General features: G+C 28.2%; 22 protein-coding genes and 1 pseudogene. 1 reads left to right on the top strand and 22 read right to left on the bottom strand.

Annotated features, from left to right (window positions below):
* From HKO22_RS03475 to HKO22_RS03395, 17 genes are all read right to left on the bottom strand, one after another.
* The gene (locus HKO22_RS03475) at window positions 1-1758 is read right to left on the bottom strand and encodes a DUF4153 domain-containing protein (protein WP_169968581.1); all 1758 of its coding nucleotides are present in this window, start codon (window positions 1756-1758) and stop codon (window positions 1-3) included.
* 90 nt (window positions 1759-1848) lie between these two features.
* On the bottom strand, window positions 1849-3114 hold the full coding sequence (locus HKO22_RS03470; protein ID WP_169968579.1) for a dihydroorotase: 1266 nt from the start codon (window positions 3112-3114) through the stop codon (window positions 1849-1851).
* Window positions 3115-3178: 64 nt separating this feature from the next.
* Complete coding sequence (locus tag HKO22_RS03465) at window positions 3179-3487, bottom strand: CD1247 N-terminal domain-containing protein (RefSeq protein ID WP_075660310.1); 309 nt, start codon at window positions 3485-3487, stop codon at window positions 3179-3181.
* A 12-nt stretch (window positions 3488-3499) separates the two neighbouring features.
* Window positions 3500-4057, bottom strand: coding sequence for an elongation factor P (gene efp, locus HKO22_RS03460; protein WP_075660309.1), 558 nt, complete (start codon window positions 4055-4057; stop codon window positions 3500-3502).
* A 13-nt stretch (window positions 4058-4070) separates the two neighbouring features.
* Complete coding sequence (locus tag HKO22_RS03455) at window positions 4071-5039, bottom strand: hypothetical protein (RefSeq protein ID WP_169968578.1); 969 nt, start codon at window positions 5037-5039, stop codon at window positions 4071-4073.
* Entirely contained in the window at window positions 5032-5538 is a 507-nt protein-coding gene (locus tag HKO22_RS03450) for a PulJ/GspJ family protein (protein WP_169968576.1), read from the bottom strand. Before HKO22_RS03450 ends, HKO22_RS03455 begins: the two co-directional genes overlap by 8 nt.
* Window positions 5483-5863, bottom strand: a complete 381-nt coding sequence (locus HKO22_RS03445; RefSeq protein WP_075660306.1) for a type II secretion system protein — start codon at window positions 5861-5863, stop codon at window positions 5483-5485. Before HKO22_RS03445 ends, HKO22_RS03450 begins: the two co-directional genes overlap by 56 nt.
* Window positions 5847-6293, bottom strand: a complete 447-nt coding sequence (locus HKO22_RS03440; protein WP_235932811.1) for a type II secretion system protein — start codon at window positions 6291-6293, stop codon at window positions 5847-5849. The genes HKO22_RS03445 and HKO22_RS03440 overlap by 17 nt, the downstream gene beginning before the upstream one ends.
* A complete protein-coding gene (locus HKO22_RS03435; protein WP_169968574.1) occupies window positions 6277-7407 on the bottom strand; it encodes a hypothetical protein in 1131 nt (376 codons plus the stop codon). Before HKO22_RS03435 ends, HKO22_RS03440 begins: the two co-directional genes overlap by 17 nt.
* Window positions 7394-7942, bottom strand: coding sequence for an SGNH/GDSL hydrolase family protein (locus tag HKO22_RS03430; protein ID WP_169968572.1), 549 nt, complete (start codon window positions 7940-7942; stop codon window positions 7394-7396). Before HKO22_RS03430 ends, HKO22_RS03435 begins: the two co-directional genes overlap by 14 nt.
* 8 nt (window positions 7943-7950) lie before the next feature.
* Window positions 7951-8670, bottom strand: a complete 720-nt coding sequence (gene radC / locus HKO22_RS03425; protein ID WP_169968570.1) for a RadC family protein — start codon at window positions 8668-8670, stop codon at window positions 7951-7953.
* 4 nt (window positions 8671-8674) lie between these two features.
* On the bottom strand, window positions 8675-9250 hold the full coding sequence (locus HKO22_RS03420; RefSeq protein WP_075660302.1) for a nucleoside triphosphate pyrophosphatase: 576 nt from the start codon (window positions 9248-9250) through the stop codon (window positions 8675-8677).
* Between the two features lies 1 nt (window position 9251).
* Window positions 9252-9761 (bottom strand): Gx transporter family protein, encoded by a 510-nt coding sequence (locus tag HKO22_RS03415; RefSeq protein ID WP_169968568.1) that lies wholly within the window; start codon window positions 9759-9761, stop codon window positions 9252-9254.
* On the bottom strand, window positions 9758-10153 hold the full coding sequence (locus HKO22_RS03410) for a NusG domain II-containing protein (RefSeq protein WP_075660300.1): 396 nt from the start codon (window positions 10151-10153) through the stop codon (window positions 9758-9760). The genes HKO22_RS03415 and HKO22_RS03410 overlap by 4 nt, the downstream gene beginning before the upstream one ends.
* A gap of 136 nt (window positions 10154-10289) precedes the next feature.
* Window positions 10290-10472: a 50S ribosomal protein L32 gene (rpmF, locus tag HKO22_RS03405; protein ID WP_019107039.1), complete on the bottom strand. Its 183-nt coding sequence runs from the start codon at window positions 10470-10472 to the stop codon at window positions 10290-10292.
* Window positions 10473-10474: 2 nt separating this feature from the next.
* Window positions 10475-11005: a YceD family protein gene (locus HKO22_RS03400; RefSeq protein ID WP_075660299.1), complete on the bottom strand. Its 531-nt coding sequence runs from the start codon at window positions 11003-11005 to the stop codon at window positions 10475-10477.
* 71 nt (window positions 11006-11076) lie between these two features.
* A complete protein-coding gene (locus HKO22_RS03395; RefSeq protein WP_169968566.1) occupies window positions 11077-12273 on the bottom strand; it encodes an acetate kinase in 1197 nt (398 codons plus the stop codon).
* A gap of 101 nt (window positions 12274-12374) precedes the next feature.
* Here HKO22_RS03395 and HKO22_RS03390 point away from each other — a divergent pair, with 101 nt between their 5' ends.
* Window positions 12375-13514 carry a nucleotidyltransferase gene (locus HKO22_RS03390; protein ID WP_169968564.1) on the top strand — a complete coding sequence of 380 codons (1140 nt, stop codon included), beginning with the start codon at window positions 12375-12377 and terminating at the stop codon, window positions 13512-13514.
* A 194-nt stretch (window positions 13515-13708) separates the two neighbouring features.
* On the opposite strand, the gene HKO22_RS03385 is transcribed toward HKO22_RS03390, so the two are convergent.
* The 5 genes and pseudogenes from HKO22_RS03385 to HKO22_RS11135 all read right to left on the bottom strand — a co-directional run.
* Window positions 13709-17842 carry an S-layer homology domain-containing protein gene (locus tag HKO22_RS03385; protein ID WP_169968562.1) on the bottom strand — a complete coding sequence of 1378 codons (4134 nt, stop codon included), beginning with the start codon at window positions 17840-17842 and terminating at the stop codon, window positions 13709-13711.
* A 110-nt stretch (window positions 17843-17952) separates the two neighbouring features.
* Window positions 17953-18612, bottom strand: coding sequence for a hypothetical protein (locus HKO22_RS03380; protein WP_169968560.1), 660 nt, complete (start codon window positions 18610-18612; stop codon window positions 17953-17955).
* A 986-nt stretch (window positions 18613-19598) separates the two neighbouring features.
* The gene (locus HKO22_RS03375) at window positions 19599-20291 is read right to left on the bottom strand and encodes a hypothetical protein (protein ID WP_144015217.1); all 693 of its coding nucleotides are present in this window, start codon (window positions 20289-20291) and stop codon (window positions 19599-19601) included.
* A 232-nt stretch (window positions 20292-20523) separates the two neighbouring features.
* Window positions 20524-20676: pseudogene (locus HKO22_RS11140) on the bottom strand (plasmid mobilization protein); the annotation flags it as partial.
* Window positions 20677-21074: 398 nt separating this feature from the next.
* The coding region (locus HKO22_RS11135) for a transposase (RefSeq protein ID WP_169968558.1) at window positions 21075-21172 on the bottom strand (98 nt) is incomplete at its 5' end.

The raw sequence follows: 21172 nt of genomic DNA, 5'->3' as shown, positions 1-21172 counted from the left end.
TTATTTTGTTAAAAGATAAAATTCAATATAGGCATCTTCTAAATTATCTTCTTTTGGAAAATAGATATTTGTAAATAAAATTTTATACCCATCTTTTTCCATTGCCAAATCTTCTAACTCTATTTTGTCTTTTGTATTTCTCAAAACTTTTAGGTTGTCTTTTAATTTTGCCAAATCAATTGTAATAATATCTTTATAATCTTCACCTGATTTTTTATAAATTTTTATTTCTCTTTTAGTTTTTTCAAATTTATAATCTCCAGATGTAACAACATCATCAAGCGAATATACAAAAATTAAATTTTTGTAACCTTCAATGTCTATATTAAATTTAAGTTCATTGTCCTTTGGAAAATTATCTGTATAAGAATAACCGAGATAATTTTTGTCTTCGATAATATTACTGAAGCCAAATAATTTTGTAAAACTATCTTCATTTAGCTTAAAATCCTTAGGTATATATTTTAGTTCAGACACTCTATCAGTTTTTGCCATATAGCTAACTATACCTACTATTTGGTTTTTCGCATCACTTTCAATATTTAAATTAGGCTTAATTTCTTCTCCTGCAATCATTTTATTGTCTTTTAAAAGTTTTTCGAATCTTGATTTTTGAGATCTTACGCTAAGGCTTGGTGCAGATGCAGGTCCTATTCCCGTAATTAAAATTATTACAGATAAAAATATCGGTATAGTTATATTTGAATTTTCTCTATACAAAATGTAATAAATGAGAGAAAGAAAAACCCAAATTCCTATCGCTATAACAATATATCTGTTTTCCGTTATTCCATATTCATTAATTCTCAAATAAATTGCAAAAAACATCATTCCCAATAATGGGAAAAGTGTGAAAGGAAAAATAATTTTAAATTTGTTAATAATTTTTATCGAATCCACTCTAGACAAGAAAAATAAATATACTATTGAAAAACTTGCAAACCAAATAACTAAATTTACGATTAAATTATTAGGAATTTGCCAAAGCACTAAAATTTTTACAAAATACGCAAGTAAAATTGCTGTATAAATAATTACAATCGGTGCAATTATATAAACTAATAAAATTTTAAAAGCTTTAGGATATTTATAATCTGTGAAAGAATCTCTAACTTTTGGAAAATCAGAAAAAAAGGTTACAACATTAAATAATATAAAAGAAAAAATTGCCACTCTAAAATAAACTAAGGACTGAAAATTAAATTTAAATAAACTATTTAATGCAAATATAATTCCGCTTACACCAATAAATACAATAAAGCTGTAAATATTTGATATTATAAAGGACTTTAAAATTTTTGCAACATAAGCTACATAATCCTTGTGGTAACTAAATTTCCCAATAAAGGATGAAGATACAACTAGTGCTGCAATCAATGTAAAATAAATAAAATTATTATTATAATTAGCTAATATTGTAGCTTCATTGTAAACAAGTTCATAAACTCCATATAAAATTGGAAAGGTTATTATATAGGAAAGTACCCTGAATAAATTATTAGTTTTTAAGTTTTTTAGGTCATAATAATTTCTTAGTCCTTCATTAAAAAGTCCAACAAAGGTATAAAGAAAAATTCCAAATACAAAGACTAAACCATAGCCTCCCATTCTATTTGTAAACATATCATCTTTTTCATAAAAAGTCGATATAATCAAAAACACTGTAGCAAGCATGGCACTTATAATAGTAAAGGGGAATCTTTTAAAGGTGTTTTTAATACTATTAAAATTAAATAATGTATAATTAAAAATTCTCATAACTGCCTCCCTATTTTAATAATATATCAAACATCTTAAATTTTAAAGTAAATAGTAAAAATCTTTATCATTGTATCTACTTTGACATATTTATTTTTTGTACACAACTTTTCCTTCAGAAATCGTATAAAGAACTTCTCCCTTTAAAACTTTATCTTTAAAAGGAGTGTTTGATGATTTTGATTTAAATTTTTCAATTTTATAGCAACTGTTAAGGTCAATAATAGCTATGTCAGCTATTTTAGCTTTTGCAATTTCTCCTCCCTCTAATCCATAAATTTTTGCTGGATTTGTACTCATTAACTCAATTAATTTCATAAGAGTTATCTCATTATTTAAAACTAAATTTTCATAGCAAATTGAAAAAGAAGTTTCAAGTCCAATTATTCCTGATGGTGCCTTGGTAAGTTCTAAAGCCTTTTCTTCGTTGCTATGTGGTGCATGGTCTGTTGCTATAATTTCAATTGTTCCCTCTTTAATTCCCTCAATTATTCTTTTTCTGTCCCTTTCACTTCTAAGAGGCGGATTCATCTTTGCTAAACTTCCATATTTTAAAACTGCACTGTCCTTTAGTGCAATGTGATGAGGAGTTACTTCTGCAAAAATATTTGCTCCCATAGATTTTCCAAATTTAACTAGTTCTACTCCTAAAGCTGTTGAAATATGCTGTATTGAAATCTTTGCACCAGTATAAATTGCCATAGCAACATCTCTTGCTATAAAAGATGTTTCTGCAATAGTTGGAGAGCCTTCTATATTTAGTTTATCTGAAACTTCTGAATGATTTATCCCATTTTGAATAATTAAATTTGGATCTTCTTCGTGAAAAGAAATTATTGCACCTAGCTTTTTTGCACGATCCATGGCTTCTAAAATTAATTTAGAATTTCTATTTGGAATTCCGTCATCTGTAAAGGCAATGGCACCTGCTTTATAATTTTCTTCCATATCGACAAGTTCAACATCGCTAAAATTCTTTGTAAGAGCTGAAACCGTAAAAATCTTCAAGGGGAGTTCTCTTGCCTTCTTATAATGTTCAATAATTCTTTCTTTATTGTCGATTTTAGGACTAGTATTAGCCATTTGAATGACAGTGGTAAATCCACCGGCGATTGCTGCTTCACTTCCGCTTTTTAAATCTTCTTTGTAAGTTTGACCAGGATCTCTAAAATGAACGTGAACGTCAATAAATCCGGGAACTACAATTTTCCCGCTGGCATCAATTATTTCTTCGCTAATATTTGATGTATCAATATTTTTTTTAATATCAATGATCTTTTCCTTTTCAATTTTTATATCTAAAATTTCATCAGTTTTTGAAAGAGGATCTATTACTCTTCCGCCTTTTATAATCATATTTTCTCCTATTTATAAAAATTTTAAAAAAAGACGAGGAAATCCTCGCCCTTCTAAAATTTAATTATTCTTCTTCGCCTTTTTCTTCGTCTTCGTCGTAGATTTCTAAATCGTCAAAGTCAAAATCGTCATCGTATAAATCGAAATCCATATCTTCATTTCCGTATACATAATCCTCTAAATCCGCTAGATCTTCTTCAATAATGTCTACATAATCTTCGATTTCTTCATGTGATTCTCTCATTTCATCAATAACATCACTTAAAATATCCACAAGTTCAGATATAATTTTCCCTTCATTAGTAGTTGTGTCCAAATCGTACCCATCACAAAGACCTTGTAAATAAGATATTCTCTTTAATAAATATTCCATATTCCCTCCAAATTAAACTCTAGACATATATTCGCCATCTCTTGTGTCAATTCTTATAATGTCACCTGTATTAATAAAAAGTGGTACATTAAGAGTGAAACCCGTTTCAACAGTAGCTGGTTTAGATCCACCACTTGATGTATCGCCTTTGACACCTGGTTCAGTTTCCGTTACTTCTAATTCAACAAAGTTTTGAGGTGTAACTCTAAAAGCCTTGCCCTTATAAAAATTAATAGTTGCCATATCATTTTCTTTGATAAAGTTAAGAGCATCTTCTACCATATCTTTTTCTAGTGGAATTTGTTCATAAGTTTCTTGATCCATGAAATAATATAATGTTCCATCAGAGTATAGATATTGCATTTCTTTATTTTCAATTACAACTTTTTCAAATTTTTCTGATGGATTAAAAGTTGTATCTTTAATGCCACCAGTAAGTACAGATTTAATTTTACTTCTTACAAAAGCTGCACCTTTTCCAGGCTTAACGTGTTGAAAGTCTAGAACTACCCAAACATCTCCGTCCCATTCAAATGTAAGTCCTTTTCTTAAATCTCCTGCTGTTATCATATTTTCCTCCATATTAAGTATTGTCTTCTATATCATAATAGTTAAGTGAAATTGGCTGAAATTTTATGTATTCAGGCAATACAGAACCAAATTTTTCGAAGACTTGTGGTTTATATTTAACACTTATGCCAGAATTTTTATCGTATAAATTTATTAAATATCCCTCTAATTTACAATTATTAAAAATTTCTGCATTATCATTTAAAATAATTATACCAGATATTGCATTGTCATTAAACAAAACTTTATTATTTATTAATAAAATTTGATTGTTTATGCCTGTTTCTATATTTAGAGTTCCACTCTTTTGAATAATAACATCTACATTGTCTAGCAAATAAAGAGGCTTCCTTTTTTTTACATTCTCTCTCAGGTTTTCATCATAGACTTCAACTTCTTCAAAGATGAATTTTTTACCCTTTTCAATTCCGTAGAAAAAATCTCCATCTAGATTTAATACTCTATTGTCTCCCTTGGACCAATTATTTTCGTTAAAGAAATTTCTTATTTTTTCTAAATCATCTTTATTTACTTTACCTGAATTTAAAACTCCATCTTCTTCTTTGTAAATTTTGTTGACATAATTCGCCATGATCTTAGCACCTGCTATGGAATTTTTATATTTTGCATCAGCCTTAAGTTCAACTAAATCTACATCTATGCCATCTTTATTTACATAGTTTCTTTTTCTTAATTCGAGTTTCTTTACTTCTGTATCCTTTGGCTTGAATTCACAATTTAAATTTCTATATTCTTCATTAGAAAATATGAAATTTCCCAATTCTTCATTAAAATCATTTTCAGAAATCTTTATATTTAAAAGAGATTCCGCTGCATATTTTGATTGAATTTTTTCAACTCTATTTAAATTTATATAAGATGCATTTGAAATATATGAATAAATAAAATAAAAGAAAAGAGCAAGAAGTGAAATTAAAATAATTGTAAAAATGTAAATATAGCCCTTTCCTTTTCTATTCATAAATTGGTATCCTCTTTGCTACTTTAAAATTTATTTTATCTCTATTTCTATATTCCAAATAAATGTTAAAATAATTTCCACAATCAGAAATTTTAAAACTCTTTATTTCTCCAGTCATAGAATTTTTAATTCCACTTGATGTATCTATTTTATTCAATAATGTATTTACAGTATTAGAAACCCTATATAATTGGTTTGTTTTTTTCTCATAATTTATGTAATTGTACTTGTTTCCCATTTTTTTAATAAAATAAATTTTCCCATTGATTAAAGCGTAATAATCACAGCTATCTATTTCATCTTTTATATATTCAATTGCATAAGACATTTCAGAATTTGCATTTTGGTTTAAATAGATTTTATTCAAAGCCTTTTGTGAAACTCCAAGAATAGAAGTTAATATCATTGAAATAATTAAAAGGATAGCAATAGAAAGCACTATTTCAATTAGTGAATAACCCTCCCTTCGTGATATAAACCTCAAACTTAATTTCTTCATCAGTATCATGCCTCTTTCCACTTACTATTACATGATTTAATTTGCCTTCGCTGTTTTTTGTAACATTAATAATAAAGTCCTCATTTTCACTATCTGCATTACCAAAATTCAAATTTAAATCTTTATTATTGTAAGCTTCGCCAATTATTTCCTCCATTTTTGAATTAAGAGCATAAACTAATGCTTCTCTTTCTTTTATATTATTTTGGTTTTCTAAAAGAGTAATAATATTTGGCATAATTACTGATGCAATGAGTCCTATTATGGCTATAGAAAATAGTATTTCGATCATCAAATGACCCTTATTTTTAGTTTTTAAATTCATCGTAACTAACCTTTCCAGTAACAGGTTGTATTGTTATTTTAACAGTTTTTTTATCATTTATAGTATAGTTAATAGTTCCAGCAGAATTTTTATTAGCTAAAAAAGATGGCTTCCCTTCAGTTGTAAAATTAATAACTCTTACATTTGTTGACTTAAGTTTAACTAATTTGTTAAATTTTACATGTCTACTTTTTCCTAAAAAATTAAGAATGTATCCATCATTATTTATTTTTATACTAGTTCTACAGTTATTAACTTGGGAATAATTCTTCAATTGTTTTATATCTAAAGCCATGGTCTTGAGTTGCTCCTTAGCTTCGATTTTGTCGCGAACATTAAGATTAATATTGGCAATAGATAAAAGAATTGATAAAATCCCAATACATATCACTAACTCAATTAATGTAAATCCTCTAGATTTCTTCATCATACTCAACATCTTTTACAAAAAAGAATAAATCCTCGTTATTTTGTGGCAAAAAATAAATATAGTTAATATCGTATGCAAATAAATTAATTCTAAACCACTCAGCTTGACATATCTCTCCTGTAAAGGGGATTTGTTCCCCTGAAATATTTATAATTCCAATTTCCTTGCAGGAATCATAGGGGAAAAATAGTGAAAGAGAAATTCCGTCACAGTGCTTTTCTACTCCAAGTTTAACAATATCGCCTATGCTTTCCGAATTTATATAAAATGATGTAATGCCCGACTCGCTATGATAAGTTGTATTCACATTATCCTCAACAATGAATTTGTATTCTTTATTTTTTTTAATTTTATTTTCAAAATCATCAAATAAAATTGGATTAATATATTTTGATTTATCCCTCTCAGGTTTTGAATTTATATTAATATCTGCGGAAGAAACTTCTTTGCTCTTAATTTTATTGTCAATATTTTTATTCTCTTTACTAATGTCTTCTAATTTAGAATTTTTTATCATAGCCACTTTAGTGTTTTTTAATTGGTCTGCTTTTACACTTTCTCCTACTTTTTTAGGATTAATTTCTTCCCCTTTAATTTGATCTTCTATTTTTTTGTCTTTTTCACTCCCATTAAAATAAGCTCCTTTTAGATCTGAATAATAAATTGCTTTAGATGGTTTTTCCGCTTTTAATCTATAGGAAAAAGAATTTTCATCATCCCTATTTAGTTCAATAGTTGAATACCCATAATAATTTGTGAAAGCAGAAATTTTTTTGATTTCACTATTATTGACCTTCCCAGAAATTAAAAGGGTCTCAATATCTGTTTGCCCTTCCTTGGTAAAATTATCTCTGCTTAAATTATTTTCAGAAGCAATTTTATCTAAGTTTTCATTGGAAAAATCTGAAAGTCCATTATATTTATAAATAGGTTTTTCAACTTCAACATTTTTGTTAAAATTAACTTCAGATACTTTTTGTGCTTCCCTTTTTATCAGAAAATTATAAAATAAAAATTCTAAAAACAATAAAATAAAAATTAATAATAAAATCTTCTCTCTTTTTGAAAATTTTCTATATCCAATTTTTTTGCTTAAAGCATCAAATATATCCATTTAATTTTTCCTCTACAAGACTTGATAGCCTTTTATTTAGATTTGTATTTGGGTGAATCCCATCAATTAAATCCTCTTCTATGTAATTTTCTTTAGCATAATCAAAAAAGGAAATAACTTTAAAATCTTTAGCCTTCTTTTTTAAAATTTTGTCCAGATTTTCTATTTTCTTATTTACTGAACTAAAATTAATAAAACTTTCATAGGCTTCGTCTAAATTTTTAAATGACGTAGGATAGGGGCTTATTATAAAAATCCTTCCTCCCAAGGTTTTCAATTTTTCAATAATTTTGTATATATTATTTAGTACATATTCAAGAGATCTACCATTAAAAAAATCATTGAGACCTATATGAACTAAATATATATCATAACTCATTGACTTATTTATAAGATATAAAAGTTCATCTGTTGTAAAACCATTGACACTATAATTGTCAATATCATAACCTTTTCCCGATAAATAATAAATTAAAGACTTTCCACCAACTAAATAGCCTTCAAATATGGAGTCTCCCAGAGCACAAATCCTCATAAAACCTCCTAAATAAGTCCCTCTTCTAAAAAACTAAAATATTTATTGTCGCCAATAATTATGTGGTCCAAGATTTTGATGTCAACAATATTTGACGCCTCGACAAGACTTTTTGTAAGATTAATATCTTCCTTTGAAGGGCTTGGATCTCCTGTTGGATGATTATGTAATAAAATTATACTATGTGCATTGTCCTGAATTGCAGTTCTAAAAACTTCCCTTGCGTGGACAATGGTCATATTAATAGTTCCCTTCGAAATTTCTCTAACAAAGTTTATTTCTTTCTTAGTGTTTAGCGTCATAATCCTAAAATGCTCTTCTTCCAAAACGCTCATTTCACTTAAAACATAATTTGCAGCAATAGACGGCGATGTAATTTTAATTTTTGAATTGTAATTACTAACAGCAAGTCGCATTCCAAGTTGTACAGCAGCAATAATCATAGCAGCTTTTGCTTGTCCGATTCCATCAACCTTCATCAAGTCTGAAAAATTTGCATTTTTAAGGCTGTTTAGACCATCTTCATCATTTTCTGATTTTAAACTTCTAAGAACCTTTTGAGCAGTATCAATTGCTGAATCACCTGAATTTGTACCAGTTCTTATAATAAGAGCTAAAAGTTCGGCATTGGAAAGATAATTTGGCCCAAATTTTATTAATTTTTCCTGAGGTCTTTCGTCTTCTGGCATTTCCTTTATTGTGTATTTTTCCATTTCTCTTTCTCTCATAAAATCACCATAAGCTAAAATTAAATAATTTTATTAAATCCCTGTTTATCTTTCCTATTGGAAAGCCCACAATATTATAATAATCTCCTTCTATTTTTTCCACTAATAGCGAGCCTTTGCCCTGAATACCATAGGCACCAGCCTTATCTTTATACTCAAGAGTGTCTAAATATTTTTCAATTTCATAATCACTTAAATCATAAAATTTTACACTAGACTTCTCATAGCTTACATATTTAATTTTCTCTGAAAGTTTAAAAATCCCATAACCTGTGTAGACATTATGAGTCTTTCCCCTTAAACTTTTAATCATTTCTCTTGCATCTTCTCGATTTTTAGGTTTACCTAAAAGTAGTCCCTTCAATTCAACTAAAGTATCCGCAGATAAAATTATTTCATCAACATGTTCCCTGGCGACTTCAATTCCCTTTTCAAAGGCAAGAGCAGTTACCGTTGTAGAAGGAGAAAAAGAATCGTCTTTTATTTCATTGATCTCCTTAGAAATTACCTTAAAATCTATAAAGTTCGATAAAATTTCTCTCCTTCTAGGAGAATTTGACGCCAAAATAATACTTTCCATTTCAACCTCTCTCTTTAGATATATTGGTATTGCCGACTACATAGATTGAAGCAAGACCAACAAAATATCCTGTGAAAATCCCCAAAATTACAAGTAAAGGTAGATATGCTAGTATTGCCGTAGTTTTCATAATATAGGATGCAACTAAAACCTGTCCCAAGTTGTGAAAAAAAGATCCTATTTCACTGATGCCAATTAAAGATAAATATTTTCTCAAAAATTTATGAGACATTATCATAGCAATTGAACTTAAAATTGCACCACCCATGGAGAAAAAGAAACTTGAAACTGCACCAGTAACAAGAGCTAAAATCACAGTCTTAAAAATAGAGACAAAAAAGCCCTCTTTATAACCAATAGAAACTATGATTACAAGCACAACAATATTTGACAATCCAAGTCTAGCTCCAGGAATTGCCACTGGGAGTGGAATTACACTTTCAAATAAACCAAGGACAATCCCAATTGCACTAAGTAGTGATAAATAAATTAATTTTTTGTTTTTTGTCATTTTATAACCAAATCCAAGTCATTGTCATTTCTTTTTTCAGATACTATCTTAACAATAAGTCTATTGGGAAGACATATTATTGAATCGCCGGGAATACTTATTTTCCCCATCTTTATGCAAATCTTATCCTTGCAATTGGATTCATGCATATGGACTTCTCCCCCTTCAATTACGACTTCATTTTTACCATAAATAGTATTTATATCTATCTTCTCTTTTGTATCCTTATTTAAGGGAATCTCTTTAAACACTTTCCCGTCAACAGTAATCACAACTTTTTTTGCAAGATTTACATCCTCTTTAGGCAATTTATTTGTAAAAAAATAAATTAAAAAAGAAATAATAACTATTAAAATAATAACTAAAATATCAGCTTTTTTTAACTTTACCATATTTTTATTATAACATAACTTTAGTATGAATTCTTAAAAGAAATTTGATAATAAAAACTCTATATCTTGGACTATATTTGAAATATTATAGAGCAAATTTTTCGCACAAAAAAAGTGAGACTCAAGTCTCACTTAATTATTCAGCTTCTGCAACAATTTCTTTGCCTGCATAGTGTCCACATGATGGACAAACTCTATGAGGTAATTTCATTTCATGGCAGTTAGGACATTCAACTACTGTTGCTTTATTTAATCTGTAAGAAGATGCTCTTCTCTTATTCTTTCTTTGTTTTGAAGTTTTTCTCTTAGGTACGGCCATTTCTACACCTCCTCATCCTTAAATAAATCTAATAACTTTCCAAATCTTGGATCAAATTTCTCTTCAGAAGATCCTTTTTCACAATCGCAAGTACCTTCATTGAGGTTCTTGCCACAACGTGGACAGAGACCCTTACAATCTTCTCTACACAAATTTTTCCCAACAATAGATGTAATAATTTGTGAGAAAATAATCTCCGAAAGGTCTACAGAATCATCCTTAATTTTAAAATACTCGTCTACTGAATCATCATCATATAAACTAAGGTCTTTAAAATTGTATCCAATGTAACTCGTCTCTTTTTCTTTTATAAACTCTTTGAGGCATCTGTCACAGGTTGCTTTAAATTTGTAGGAAATATTTAGACAAAGTTCTAATTCCCCTGTCAAATTATGAATATATCCATTGTACTCTATTGGATAGATGAGATTTAGATCTTCTAAACTCAAATCCGTGTCATTTTCCTTTAGGCTACCATCAAAGTTTAACCTAATATCATCAGATGACAAAAAAGCACTAAGATCTAATTTCATATACTCACCTCAAAAATACATACAAATTATTATAACTTTTTACTTTTTAAATGTCAATACTTATTGCAAAATTATGCCTTAACAAGTTCTCTAGTATCTCTTGCAATCATAAGCTCTTCATTAGTTGGAATTACAAATATTTTTATCAAAGAATCGTCAGCAGAAATAAGCTTATCTTCGCCTCTTACATTGTTTCTTTCTGGATCAATTTTAACTCCTAAAGATTTTAATCCATTAACAATTGATTCTCTCATTTCAATTGAGTTTTCGCCAACGCCTGCTGTAAATACAATTGCATCAACATGATCAAGTTCAGTCATATAAGATCCAATGTATCCACGAACTCTTTTTTCAAAAATATCAAGGGCAAGTTTAGCTCTCTTATTTCCTTCATCTCTTGCAGCTTCTATATCTCTAAAGTCACTTGATACTCCAGAAATTCCAAGTACACCTGATTTTTTATTAATTAAAGTGTTAACTTCTTCAGTAGAAAGATTTTCTTTTTCCATAATAAAAGGAATAATAGCTGGATCTAAATCACCACATCTAGTTCCCATTGCAAGTCCCTCAAGTGGAGTAAAGCCCATTGAAGTGTCAATTGATTTACCATTTTTAACAGCACAAATACTTGAACCATTGCCAAGGTGACAAGTAATTAAATTAACTTCATTTACATCTTTTCCAAGCATTTCAGCTGCTCTATTAGTGATGTATTTATGGGAAGTTCCGTGGAAACCAAATCTTCTAATTTTATATTTTTCATAATATTCATAAGGAAGTGCATAAATATAGCTTTCTTCAGGCATAGTTTGATGGAAAGCTGTATCAAATACTGCAACTTGTTTAACATTTGGAAGAAGTTTTTGACAAGCCTTAATTCCCATAATATTTGGTGGATTGTGAAGAGGAGCTATTTCAACATTATCTTCAATTCCCTTTAAAACTTTTTCATCAATTATAACAGACTTTGCAAAATCTTCACCACCATGTACTACTCTGTGACCTACTGCGTCAATTTCATCAAGGGATTTAATTGCACCATATTCTTCATTTGTTAGGGATTCCATTACAAGTTCCAAAGCTCTTTTGTGGTCTTGCATTGGAGTTTCAATAGTTTTCTTTTCCTTGCCTATTGTTTCGTGCTTAATTCTTGAACCATCAATTCCAATTCTTTCAACTAAACCCTTTGCCATCAATTCTTCAGTTTCCATATCAATTAATTGATATTTAAGAGAAGAAGATCCGCAATTAATTACTAATATCTTCATATTTCCTCCTAATGTTTTTTTAATTCATTAAATATAGTATAATAACTAATAATTAGTTTATAACAGATGTAGACATTAGTCAATAATTGGAGTTTTAAAATATGAAAATTGCTTCTATAATTGCGGAGTACAATCCCTTTCACAATGGTCACGCCTATCAAATACAAAAAATAAAAAATGAATATTCAGATTATATAATAATCATAATGTCTGGAAATTTTGTCCAGAGAGGTGAACCTGCCATAATAAATAAGTTTAAAAGGGCAAAAATTGCCGTCGATAATGGTGCAAGCCTAGTTTTAGAGCTGCCACTAATCTATTCAACATCAAACGCAGAAATATTCGCTCACGGCGGCATAAATATTCTAAATTCTATGGGCATTGTCGATAGGCTTTACTTTGGAAGCGAAGATAATTCTATAATTTTAAAAAAATTACTAAAAAAAATTAACACAAACCTAGATGATGCTAAAATAAAAAAATTTCTAGCTGAGGGAAACTCTTATATAAAATCTCGTGAACTTGCCATGGACTTTTTACCTCGAGAAGAAAAAGAAATTTTAAAAAAGCCTAATAATATTTTGGCACTTGAGTACATTAAAAACCTAGAAAAATTAAATTCAAAAATAAAGCCCTATTCAATCGAGAGAAAAAATGTAAACCACAATGATGACTTTTCAATTGACGAATTTGCATCAGCATCTTATATAAGAAGACTTTGCTATAATAATGAAGATGTAAATAACTTTATACCACATTATGAACTCAAGGTTGAAAACAAATTAGAAAATTATTTTGAAATTTTTAAATACAAAATGATTTCAGAAAAAATAAACTTCAAAGATTACTTTGACTATGAAGTAGGATTAGAAAATAGAATTTTAGAAAATTTAGACTCTAAAAATTTTGAAGAACTTATAGAAAAAGTTCACTCAAAAAGGCATAGCAAATCGAGAATAAAAAGACTTGTTCTTGAAATTCTCTTAGATATAAAAAAAGATGAAATAAAAAAATCCTTTGAAGAACCCTATACAAGAGTCCTCGCTTGTGATAAAAGAGGCATCGAAATATTTAAAAAATCAAAAAACAAAAATAAAATCTATTCCTTTAAAAACTTTTACGATAAATCTAATGGAATAATAAAAAAAATGCTAGAAAAAGAAATTCTCGCAAGCAATATATACAATATAAAAAATGGAAAAATAAACACAGACTTTACCACAGAAGTCTACAAAAAATAAGGCTCTCATTTTAATTTTATCCCTATATGAGAGTCTTTAACTTAAACTAATCCTTAGTTTCCCTTCTCGCCCATATAAATATATTTAAATCTTATATCAAAAATTTAAAATACATAAAGCATGGGAAATAAAAATCTCTCTAGATTAACTTAATCTAGAGAGAAATATTTGTTATTTATGAATTTCACAAATCATTATTTAAATACCCATTGTCCAAGCATAATATATTCATTTTCTTGAATTGTCGAGATATTCAAGCCACTGTCATATCTATACTCTGTTGGAATAATTTCATTGTTTCCATTATATACAATAACTTTAAAATCCTTTTGTTTTCCTTTAAATTTATCTGAAATTTCTTTTCCGATTATTTTAAGTTTTTTATTTGCATTATTCCATTCCTCTTTAGTTATATCTTGAGTATAAACTAATTCTTCACCTAGTTTGACCTCAACCTTTGTTGGTACCTTAGGGTCAGCTTTAAATACCCAATGACCAAGTACTACATATTTGTATTCTCCAATGTTTGCATAGTTGAAATTATACTTATATTCATTACTTGTTCTTATAACTTTATTGCTTTCATTATATAGAATAACATTGAAATCCTTTTGTTTTCCTTTAAATTTATCTGAAATTTCTTTTCCGATTATTTTAAGTTTTTTATCTGCATTATTCCATTCCTCTTTAGTTATATTTTGAGTATAAACTAATTCTTCACCTAGTTTGACCTCAACCTTTGTTGGAGTTTCGGAATCTGCTTCTAATACTTGTACTTTAGCCTTATCACTTATTTCTTTGTAGCTAATAGTTATCTCCTTTTCATGAGTACTTGTATCCTCTTTAGTAAATTCATAATCAATATTTGGATTGATATTAATGCCTAATTGACTTGCTTCATCCCAACCTATTTCCTTTACAGTACCATTGATAGTAGTTGTAGTGATTGTAAAATCTCCTTTGGATAAAGTTTCTCCCTCAAAATATTTATTTTTCTTTAAATTAAGCTTGATGGATTTTAATTCTGATTTATCATCAACCCAAGTATTAAATCTATAGAATGAAGTTTCAAATTTTTCACCTTCCTTTAATACACTTGTATCAAAGTTTTCAAACTTCCAATACTCAAAAGGTTTATCTAGCCACTGACCATCTGCTATCTTTTTATCATTGTAGAAAAGTTCAGCCTTTGTAGGTTTGACATTGACTGTTTTCCCACCAAGATTAACTCCAGATCCTTTTTGTATATTGAATTTATCTTCACTTCCATTTGGCATTGTCAATATAAAATGTGTTGGAGTTACTTCATGTTTTAGGCTTTCTGCGACAAAAAGTGTTAGCCAATCTTCTGCATAGCCTGATTTATCCTTTGCTTTTATAGTTATTTGATTTCCTTCAGGGTTTAAAATTTGTCCTTGCTCGTAATTTGTTTCTATTCCATATTTTTTTAAATCTGAAAATTTAACATTAGGTCTTATTAATCCATTGCCATAAGCTATATCAAATTTGATAGAATCAAAATCTGCACTCTCTCCACGTACTAATTTTACTTTATCTGCAATAGCATTTCTGTATTTTTCCGGACTAAATTCATTATTTCCAGAGAGTTTTATATAGGCTATATCTTGAATATTTTTATCTCCACTATATTTTTCAGATCTGTCTATTGCATTTGCAACAGCCCTTATATATCCCTTAGCTGTCTTAGTAGCAGAGCTTACTACATCTACATATTCACCTGTATAATTTTTATTATCTAATTTTTTATCTATTTCAGCTTCAATCTTCAAGATTGCATTTTTATCCTTGTCTATTAATTTTAGCAAGATTCTTTGAGCTATTCTTATATATCCTTCTTCTAATCCACCATTTTTAATAACTTTTATATCTTTTACTAGACCCTCATCTATCTTTACCTCGAGAATATTTGGACCTGCTCCCTTAGGATTAAAACCTACATTAACATCAGATGTTCCAAACCAAGTTTTTTCAGCTGGAGATGTTTCACCACTATTTGCTTGTACAGGAACATCGATATTTACAAAACCATAAGGTAAATCACTATCGGCAATTTCAATATAGATTATATCTCCTACATCAGTACCTGGTGTAACAAATACTCTTCCAGATTCATCTATTGATACTGGAATCTCCTTGTAATCATTATTAGTTGCTGTAATAGTTGTTTCTTCGCCTTTGTTTTTTACAACTATACCTGTATCTTGTTCTTCATTAGTGGCATTTACAGTTTTTACATTATCTTTATCTACACTTATCTTTGATGAGTCAATTGAATTATTGTCTACGGGAACTTCAATTTCTACAGAGCCATCAGGTAAATTGTCATCAAAAATTTCAATATGAATTGAATCTTTTGCTTTAGTGCCTGGAGTAACTAATACTTTTCCAGAGTCATCTATTCTTATGTCTACTACATCATCGCCATCAAGATTAATTGCTGTAATAGTTGTTTCTTTACCACTATTTTTTACAAGGATTCCTGTGTCTTGTTCTTCATTAGTAGCATTTACAGTTTTTATATTATCTTTATCTACACTTATCTTTTTTATGTCAGTTGAAGTAGTATCTACAGAAACATTAATACTTGCAAAACCTCTAGGAAGATCCTTATCAGTAATCCTTATAGTGATTATTGTTCCAACATCAGCATTTGGAGTGACAAATACCTTTCCAGATTCATCTATTCTTACTGGAACTTGCTTGTCTTCTTTATTGTTAGCTGTAATTGTTGTATCTTTTCCTTTGTTTTTTACAACTATTCCTGTATCTTGTTCTTCTCCATTAGCTTTTACCATCTTCATTTGTTTGGTTTCGACTTTTATCTTTGTTGGATCTTCTTGATCTGATACATGAAGAGTCACTTTTTCTTCAAGATATCCTGTCTTGTCCTTTATGTGCAACGTGATACTTCCTGGTTTTTCCAGCTTTTGATTTTGAGTATAGTTTGCATCTATATTGTTATATTTAAGTTCAGTAAAATCTGCTCCAGATTCAACTCTGCCATTAGCATAGGCTATGTCGAATTTTAGAAAATTGAAATCAGCTTTTTCGCCAGCTTTTAAATCAGTTTTTAGCATATATTGTGTTCTTGTTTCTCCTGGTGCAAGTCTTAGTTTTATATATGTTATGTCCTGAATATTTTTATTGTCATTTGCATCAATGGATCTTTGAATAGCTTTTTTAGTTGCTTTTACATAATCCTTAGCTGTTATAGTAGCATTAGTTACTGAATCATAATATTCTCCCTTTTTATTATTTATTTGACTTAAAACCTTATCTAGGTCATTAAGTTTTAAACCCTTCATTTTTGGAAGAATATGCTTTGCAATATTTAAATACTCTTCTTTAAATCCACCATCAGCTATGGCTTCAACTGAATCTATTTTTTCATCTGTTAATTTAACTTTTACAATACTTGGTCCATATTTATCACTTTCAAGTCCTTCAAAGGAAGCTGCATACCATTCTCCATCTAAAGGTTTTTTTGTTTTTGGCGCTTGTGTAGAGCCAGAATTTTCATTAGCATTCGGTGCTTGTGTAGAACTAGAGTTTTCATTAGCATTCGGTGCTTGTGTTGTACTTGATGTTGATGCGCTACCGCTACTAGTGATAAACCTATTACTTGTTCGTGAAGATGATTTTTTGACTGTATTCGTCTTTAGGCTTGATACTGCCTTTTTATTTTCTTCAGTTTTTTTAGTTTCATTATTTTCTGTTGCATTAAATAAAGCTACAAAGGATAATTCTCTGCTTGCTTCTTTATTTGGATCGATAGTTTCAATGCCTGTACCCTTGCCTATAATCTTTAGCTCTTTTGCCCAATCAATATAAGTATTAGGCCATTTTGCTTTTGCCATTTCCTCACTTGTCAAGTCCTTCTTAGTGGCTACAACCATTAATTTTATCAATTCTGCTTCTGTTATGTTTTTTTCTGGTTTGAAAGTCCCATCTGGATAACCTGCTATCAAATATTGACCATTGGGCATTTTTATTTTGCTTGCTGCTTGAATTACTCCCTTTGCCCAGTGGTTTGAATTAACATCTGAATATTTAGATTTTTCTGATTGAAGTTTTGCAGCCTCGTCTTTATATCCCAAGGAATATATTAGGATTTTTGTAATCTCACTTCTCTTGATTGGATTGCCAAGGTTTAAATTTCCTCTTTCATCTCCTTCAACTATTTTTGCACTAACTAATTTGTCAACTTTTTGTTTATTAGTTAATTCTTCTTTAGCAAAGACTTCAAAGCTTACAGTGCCAATCATCATTAGCATTGCCATCATTAGCGCAATTAATTTTCTTTTCATATCTACCTCCTAAATAGAATTAATGATACAAAGTACCACTTTTACAATAGTTTTACTTATTTTAGACTAACTTCTCCTTTATATTTTTATTGCAACCCTTTCACTTGAATTTATATTTGATTTTTTTGAACTAATTTGATTGTGTAGTAACCCCAAATTAAAACATAAATTACAACATCAAGTACTTTATCTTTAATATGTCCAGAATATAGTACTATTACATGAATGAATATTAAGTAGAAGAATGTATAGGCTAACTTTTGAAGTTTTTTCCAGCTACCTGGATTCATTTTCTTTCTAATAGTTTTAAAGGATGTTAAAAATAATGGAATTAAAATTGCTATCATCACCAAGGAAATTATCGTCGCCACTAGTTTTAATGGTTCAAGACTTGACATATCTGTGAAAAATTGTACAAAAAATATTTTTCCAAATAATATATTATGTCCAAAAATTATAATTGAACCTATTATTGCAAGTTCTCCTCTTATTTGCATTAATTCTCTTACAAATTGATCCTTTTTGAGAACGCCAATATACATTACTATTATGATAAAGGCTGTCCCTATGACTCCTCTATTTAGTGGTCCTAATAAATACTTGGATATTGCTGGGTTCAATTCTTTGACCATTGGCATTGATGCAATTTTTATATACATAAAATTTATTAACACTGCCAAAATATAAAATGGAATGGGATTACTTTTAATTAAATTTTTAAATAATGCTACAAATAATAGCACTATGATTATTGATTCTACTAAAATCATAATTCCTCCTATTAATTTTTTTGATTGTCATTATAAAATTATAAGCAAGGTATAATAGACTTTTAGCTATTTTAAATTTTTGTTGATTTTTTGTTTAAATAGCTTTTCTATTATTTTTGCAAAAATTTTATTGCTCCATTGTGTTTGTCGTGAAAACTTTTATCTTTTTTAAATTACCTCCCTTTAAAAGATAGAAACCTTAACCAAAATCTATATCCATTATCACGCAATAAGCTATAAAATTTGGGTTTACTAAGGATATTTATTCTCAAAATATAGCATAATTGACTTTAAATATCTTATAGATAGTTATCTTTTTTTTTTTAATTTTTTTAAGGAACAAATTAGTTTTTATTTATACACAATTAATTGTAATAGCTGTAAATTTTTAAATTTACTTTTGTCTTATGTTTTAAATATTTAAAATATTTTAGATTTTTTGTATAATTATCTATCCACTTTTATACTAGACTAGTTTATTTAAGTAGATAGAAATAATAGAATAGATATTTTTCATTTTTAATTTGCTTTTTGCTTTTATGGAAATTATAATTTTTTATTTATAGTTTAGAATTATTTTTATTTATAGTTATTTATTTTTACAATAAAAAAAACTCGATATTATCGAGTCTCCCAAAATTTAACATAGAGCCATAAAAAAGTATCGACCTACCTTAGTCAGGTTAAGCCGATACACAAGCTATTTTACACTACTGTTTAACAATTTTATAATTCAATTAAAGATAATTAACGATTTTTAAATTATTTACTTATAAATTTTTCAAATATAAAACCTAAGTTTATTGCTATTAAAAAAATTACCAACTGAATAGTCCAAAAACTTGAATTTCCATATTTATATCTATATAGATTAATTAGTATAATAAAAAAACTTATATAATAATAATACTTCCTATTTTTTAATTCTGTATATTTTAGTTTTTTAGCATATATAATCTCAAAAATTATACATACCACTCCTTCAACTAACATCTCCACTCCACATAGGTATAATCAATAAAAAATCTATGATATGAATCTTCATAAAATCTAGTGTATTCTGTTTCTTCTATAATTCTCCAATCTCTTTCACAATATTTCCAATTATATATTTTATGATAATATACATAATTATTTCCGCCATTAAATAAGGCATCTGCAATAGCTGCTGCCGATGCCCCAACACCAGCGCCTAACGGTCCTCCTATTATAGACCCAGCTATAGCAGCTATTGCTGATATTAAAGCCGTTCTGCCTAAATTCCCTATATATTTATATCCATCGGTTTCCTCTGTAATCCAATCATAATTATTTACATAAGGTACAATTGCATTATTGTTAATTTCCAAATTATCTTTTAGATTAACCTGCCAATTTTTATCATTTCCTTTTTCTGAATCTATGTATACATTCATTATGCCTTTATCATCAATATTAGTATATTGAGTTTCAACTTTGACATATTTACCACGCACTAATTCAAATAATTCACTTTTTGTTTCTTTGAATTCATCATCAGCTTCATCTATTCTTTTATAATGAGTATCTCCCTCAGTATATTCATAAATAGCCTTATACTTGCCTTTCAAAAAGGACTCTTCAATGATTTTTAAATTTTCTCTTTTCTCATAAGGTTTTTGTGAATTAATCTCATTTGCATATACAATTGAATTCCCCATTAAAACGAATGAAATTACAAAAGCTAAAAATAAATTTAAACATCTACTAATCTTTTTAAAAAAAATTCTCTCCTTTAAATACTTTATACTGTGATACTTTAATGTTATTATAACTATGATATGTAAAAAACTTGTTATTAATATGATAACTTTTTGTAAAAGGTAGGATCTCTTTAACCACATAACAATCTATTTGTTATAATTTTATTTAAAATTAATTATGCTAAACTTTATTATTTGTTTCATTTGCAAGTATCCATTGCAGATTTCTAAAGGGTTCTAAATCAACAACATAAATCTCTTTTTCCAATACAAATTTTCTAAGAAAGTGGGACATAGTTTTGCAATTAACAAGTTTCCTTTTCTTTTCAAAAACTTTTTTCTCTTAACTGTCAAGACATATGTTTCACTTTTTGTACTTTGATACAATTAATTTAAATGCTTTAGCTACTTATTAATATTTAATGAAGCTTTTTGAAGGTTATATTCCATTATTATTTAATTTGCTTTTTGCTCTTATGGAAATTATTATTTTTTATTTATAGTTATTTATTTTTACAATAAAAAACTCGATATTATCGAGTCTCCCAAAATTTAACACAAAATAAAGGCTCTATGTCAAATATTGGGGAGACTCGTTAACTTGAGTCTCTCTTTTTATGTAAAAATAAACACATAGACGCTAATAAAGCTTAAATACTAAAATAACAAGAAAACTATTAAAAATAAGCATAGCAAACAAAACCCTTAGGGGTTTTGCAAAATTTTCCCGTTTTCATATCATTACTTACAAGCAAACATGATTCTCTTTCTAAACAAATTGAAATTTTTCATACCAAAACAATTTCTTTTTAAAGTCTTTATCTTAGTATGAGTACCTT

It is taken from the genome of Peptoniphilus faecalis, assembly GCF_012976305.1.
GTDB classification, from domain to species: domain Bacteria; phylum Bacillota; class Clostridia; order Tissierellales; family Peptoniphilaceae; genus Peptoniphilus_A; species Peptoniphilus_A faecalis.
The sequence above is the reverse complement of the archived record's forward strand: the minus strand, read 5'-3'. Positions and strand labels throughout refer to the sequence as shown.

Bases quoted from the DNA above. Each gene is read 5' to 3' on its own strand.
- HKO22_RS03420 (WP_075660302.1), bottom strand. From the start codon at position 9,250: ATGGAAAGTATTATTTTGGCGTCAAATTCTCCTAGAAGGAGAGAAATT.
- HKO22_RS03385 (WP_169968562.1), bottom strand. From the start codon at position 17,842: ATGAAAAGAAAATTAATTGCGCTAATGATGGCAATGCTAATGATGATT.
- HKO22_RS03430 (WP_169968572.1), bottom strand. From the start codon at position 7,942: ATGAGGATTTGTGCTCTGGGAGACTCCATATTTGAAGGCTATTTAGTT.
- HKO22_RS03390 (WP_169968564.1), top strand. From the start codon at position 12,375: ATGAAAATTGCTTCTATAATTGCGGAGTACAATCCCTTTCACAATGGT.
- HKO22_RS03410 (WP_075660300.1), bottom strand. From the start codon at position 10,153: ATGGTAAAGTTAAAAAAAGCTGATATTTTAGTTATTATTTTAATAGTT.
- HKO22_RS03465 (WP_075660310.1), bottom strand. From the start codon at position 3,487: ATGGAATATTTATTAAAGAGAATATCTTATTTACAAGGTCTTTGTGAT.
- HKO22_RS03475 (WP_169968581.1), bottom strand. From the start codon at position 1,758: ATGAGAATTTTTAATTATACATTATTTAATTTTAATAGTATTAAAAAC.
- HKO22_RS03400 (WP_075660299.1), bottom strand. From the start codon at position 11,005: ATGAAATTAGATCTTAGTGCTTTTTTGTCATCTGATGATATTAGGTTA.
- HKO22_RS03445 (WP_075660306.1), bottom strand. From the start codon at position 5,863: ATGAATTTAAAAACTAAAAATAAGGGTCATTTGATGATCGAAATACTA.
- HKO22_RS03455 (WP_169968578.1), bottom strand. From the start codon at position 5,039: ATGAATAGAAAAGGAAAGGGCTATATTTACATTTTTACAATTATTTTA.
- HKO22_RS03375 (WP_144015217.1), bottom strand. From the start codon at position 20,291: ATGGGGAATTCAATTGTATATGCAAATGAGATTAATTCACAAAAACCT.
- efp (WP_075660309.1), bottom strand. From the start codon at position 4,057: ATGATAACAGCAGGAGATTTAAGAAAAGGACTTACATTTGAATGGGAC.
- HKO22_RS03435 (WP_169968574.1), bottom strand. From the start codon at position 7,407: ATGGATATATTTGATGCTTTAAGCAAAAAAATTGGATATAGAAAATTT.
- rpmF (WP_019107039.1), bottom strand. From the start codon at position 10,472: ATGGCCGTACCTAAGAGAAAAACTTCAAAACAAAGAAAGAATAAGAGA.
- HKO22_RS03450 (WP_169968576.1), bottom strand. From the start codon at position 5,538: ATGAAGAAATTAAGTTTGAGGTTTATATCACGAAGGGAGGGTTATTCA.
- HKO22_RS03440 (WP_235932811.1), bottom strand. From the start codon at position 6,293: ATGATGAAGAAATCTAGAGGATTTACATTAATTGAGTTAGTGATATGT.
- HKO22_RS03470 (WP_169968579.1), bottom strand. From the start codon at position 3,114: ATGATTATAAAAGGCGGAAGAGTAATAGATCCTCTTTCAAAAACTGAT.
- HKO22_RS03380 (WP_169968560.1), bottom strand. From the start codon at position 18,612: ATGATTTTAGTAGAATCAATAATCATAGTGCTATTATTTGTAGCATTA.
- HKO22_RS03395 (WP_169968566.1), bottom strand. From the start codon at position 12,273: ATGAAGATATTAGTAATTAATTGCGGATCTTCTTCTCTTAAATATCAA.
- HKO22_RS03415 (WP_169968568.1), bottom strand. From the start codon at position 9,761: ATGACAAAAAACAAAAAATTAATTTATTTATCACTACTTAGTGCAATT.
- radC (WP_169968570.1), bottom strand. From the start codon at position 8,670: ATGAGAGAAAGAGAAATGGAAAAATACACAATAAAGGAAATGCCAGAA.